3 protein-coding genes are annotated in these 3410 nt (G+C 59.2%); all 3 read right to left on the reverse strand.

Annotation, left to right across the window (positions count from 1 at the left end):
• Positions 1-101 precede the first annotated feature (101 nt).
• The 3 genes from F6X37_RS35385 to F6X37_RS35395 are packed head-to-tail and all read right to left on the reverse strand — an operon-like array spanning position 102 to position 3246.
• The gene (locus F6X37_RS35385; RefSeq protein WP_187614623.1) at positions 102-1091 is read right to left on the reverse strand and encodes a tyrosine-type recombinase/integrase; all 990 of its coding nucleotides are present in this window, start codon (positions 1089-1091) and stop codon (positions 102-104) included.
• Positions 1088-2005 carry a tyrosine-type recombinase/integrase gene (locus F6X37_RS35390; protein WP_187614624.1) on the reverse strand — a complete coding sequence of 306 codons (918 nt, stop codon included), beginning with the start codon at positions 2003-2005 and terminating at the stop codon, positions 1088-1090. Before F6X37_RS35390 ends, F6X37_RS35385 begins: the two co-directional genes overlap by 4 nt.
• Entirely contained in the window at positions 1999-3246 is a 1248-nt protein-coding gene (locus F6X37_RS35395) for a tyrosine-type recombinase/integrase (protein WP_187614625.1), read from the reverse strand. Before F6X37_RS35395 ends, F6X37_RS35390 begins: the two co-directional genes overlap by 7 nt.
• Positions 3247-3410: the final 164 nt, after the last annotated feature.

Raw genomic sequence — 3410 nt, forward strand, 5'->3', positions numbered from 1 at the left:
CGGGTATTCAGCGGAGTCCATTTTTCTGCGGAGTGGGATGGCGTAAGCAAGGAAATCCCTGTCGGCATCATGCCTTCCACTCCGCATAATATTGCGTGCGCCTACCCTGTCCTCAGGAGTTCAATGAGTTGATCGGGTGGGCGAAAGTGTCCCTTACGGAGGGTCGGCGGGACAGTGGAGTTCATGGTTTCGAGCAGTGTCGTTGTATCGGCCCGCAGATACATCTCCGTCGTTTGGGTACTGGCGTGACCCAGCCACAACGCGACTTTGCGGATGTCGCCGGTCGACTGCAGGATGGAAATGGCACATGAATGTCGGAGGCAATGGGGAGATACGCGCTTCGTCGAGAGACCTGGACAACGCTGTGCCGCCGTTTGGACATGTTTGTCCAGGATGTACTCGAACCCGGAGCGAGTCATCGCGGCTCCGCGTGCATTGAGAAAGACCTCCGTCGCTTGACCCGTAGGCCGCAGCGCCAACCAGGCGCGCAACGCGGTCGCCGTTTCTCGCCACAAGGGCAAGGCGCGTTCGCGCCGGCCTTTGCCGATAACGTGAATGCTGAGCCGAGGATTAAAATCCAAGTTCTCCAGACGCAAACCAACTAACTCGGAGACGCGTAACCCCGCTGAGTAGGCGACGTACAGCATGGCGCGATCACGAATACCGTCACGGGTGTTCGGCGACGGCGCATCGAGCAAGGCTTGCATTTCGTCGCGGTTGAGATAATCGACCAGGCGCGTGTCGGCACGTTTCATGGGGATCGCTCGAATGCGTCGGATCTGCTCGAAGGCTGACGGTTCTCGGTACTCGATGAATCGCATAAAAGTGCGAATAGCAGCCAGGCGAACATTGCGAGTAGCGGGACTGTTGGCACGCTCGGTTTCCAGATGGGTTAGGAAATCGAGGACCAGCGGTGCATCAAGCTGTTCCAATCCCAGCGCCGAAGGTCTGACCTTCAGTTGCCTGGCGGCGAACTCGAAGAACAGGCGCAAGGCCAATGCGTAAGTATCGCAGGTACGCTCGCTGGCCCGACGCTCCAAGGGAAGACGCTCGCGCAGGAAGACGCTGACATGGGTGGCAAGTGGCGTCATGAGGTGGCTCCTGTGAAGAAGTCCTCACACTGATTTGCGATGTCGCTGAGCAACTGTGGAGTGGTATGCAGATAGACAAAAGTGCCGGCGAGTTTCCCATGGCCGAGATAGGTAGACACCGCGAGTACATGCTGGCGGACGTAGTCGTAACCAGGCGGGCAGTTCTCCAGTGCTCTAACGGTCCAACTGTGTCGAAGGTCATGGATTCGAGGTCGCGGGTCAGGTCGGCCGGGATCCGGCTGCAGTCCTATCTCACGCACCAGAGTCCGAAATGTTTCCTGCACGGCTGAATAGCAAAGGCCACGCCGGCGCATCGAGATGAAGACGTGGTCGTCCCCTCCGCCGAGTTGTCGGCGGCGCTCCAGATAGCGCTCCAGCCCTGCCTGCGCGCTCGGATGAAGCGGTACCAGACGGCTCTTGTGGAATTTGGTTGTACGTATCACCAGCCCGTCGGCGGTGATATCCTCGAAGCGCAGCGCCAGCGCCTCCGAAATCCGCAGCCCCGTCACCGCCAGCAAGGAAAATAGCGTGCAATAGGTCCACGGCCGCGAGGAGTCGGAGGGTGGCAAGCGTGCAGCTTGCTCCAAAAGCTGACGGATTTGGACTTCCGTGAAGATGAAAGGGCGATACAGTAATCGCTGACGCGGAAATACGTTCTGGCGTGGGACTTCTTGCTGCGTGTCCTCGGCCTGTGCGTGGCGAGCAAAAATTCTTATCGCCTCGAGACGGCGAGCGCGTTGAGAGGCCGACGGAGCCAAAGCAGCCCATTCAAGCGCAGTCTGTTCGCGTACGTGAGTCTCGCCGCGTGCGGTGGCGAAGCGAGCGTAGTTGCGCAGGAAGCCTTCGGTGACCCGCAATCCGAAGCCTGCCGAGCGCCGTATGGCCAGATAGGCGTCGATGGCTGGGGTTAGCATGGCGAAACCTCCGGCCACGGTTGCGCCAGCTCGCGTAGCAACTTCACGTCGACCTTCGCGTAATGGGCCGTGGTATCGAGAGAACGGTGGCGCAACAGGACGGCGATGCTTTCCAGAGAAGCTCCATCAGCCAACAGTGCTGTGGCTGCAGAATGGCGCAGCAGATGTGCCCCATGGGTCGGAGCGCAGACACCGGCGCGGTGGATAGCGCGTTCAACAATATCGGAGACGGCCGAGCTGTTCTTTACAAAGGGACCTACCGGCGCGGCTACCCGCAGAAACAGGCAATCCGATTTCACCACTGGGCGCGCCGTTGCCAGGTAATGGGCGATTGCATCCCCGACCTGCTGAGGTAGCGGTAGTTGAACCATACGGCGCGACTTCCCCAGGACCTGGACAGTCGCCTCCGCCCAATCGATGTCTCCCAGACGCAGGGCATAGATATCGCTCGCACGCAGCCCCAGGCGCGCCAATAGCAGAAGGATGGCGCGGTCGCGGGCTCCGGTGACGGTTGCCGGGTCGCACGCGCCTAACACGCGTTCGACATCCGCTGCAGGCAGGTAACGTGGGAGCGCCGAAAGGCGCCAACCACCAATGGTTGGAATTGCAACGTCCAGGCCAACCTGGCACTGACCCTGGGCGATGAGAAAGCGGATAAACGCGCGTAGCGCTGTGATCACCACTCTGGCTTGCGACCTTCCGTGCCGGCTCGCCCGATCGAGAACGAAGGCGCGCAGGTCGGCAATCGAAAAATCCCGGGGATTGCTGCCGAGTGTTTGCAAAACATCAACAATAGTCCGCCGATAAGTCTCGAGAGTCGTGTCCCGCATTCCGTGATGCCGACGCATCCATTCGCAAAACTGCAAGAACAGCGGTGGCATCGTCGATCGAGTCACGACTTGCTCCACTGCGGGGATGACGCTCGCCCCATGGAGATGTCGCAAAAATGCGCGTGCTCCGCGCAGATCATAGTCGTTTACACGCTTGAACCGTTCGCACTTACAGGCACACAAGTGTTCCTTAAACTCGTCGATGTCGGCCTTCTCAAGATCGGCCAATGATCGCCCACGCCCCCGTTGCCAGTAGCTCAAGTGCGCCGCCGAACGTAGATATCGTTGAATTGTGCCCGGCCTATAGCCCGTGCCAATCAATGCTGCAACGAAGCCATCCAGATAAGGTTCGGCAGGCGTCTGATGGATAAAATTCGACGTGCCGGGGTTTGGAAAGTAGCTCGTCCACATGATGTCCTCCTTCGCTGTGTCGGTGATGGACAAGCAGAAGCAGAACACCAATTGTTATGCGCAGTCCGGCAACAAGCCGGCGACGCTATCTCATTGATATATCTTCCTGAACTGCCATGAGGTCGTGCCCACTCCGCAGAAAAATGGACTCCGCTGAATACCCG

The sequence above is a fragment of the Paraburkholderia sp. 31.1 genome (assembly GCF_014397645.1).
GTDB lineage: Bacteria > Pseudomonadota > Gammaproteobacteria > Burkholderiales > Burkholderiaceae > Paraburkholderia > Paraburkholderia tuberum.

What these genes read in the sequence shown, in the direction of transcription:
- F6X37_RS35390 (WP_187614624.1), bottom strand. Translation starts at nt 2,005, where the DNA reads ATGCTAACCCCAGCCATCGACGCCTATCTGGCCATACGGCGCTCGGCA.
- F6X37_RS35385 (WP_187614623.1), bottom strand. Translation starts at nt 1,091, where the DNA reads ATGACGCCACTTGCCACCCATGTCAGCGTCTTCCTGCGCGAGCGTCTT.
- F6X37_RS35395 (WP_187614625.1), bottom strand. Translation starts at nt 3,246, where the DNA reads ATGTGGACGAGCTACTTTCCAAACCCCGGCACGTCGAATTTTATCCAT.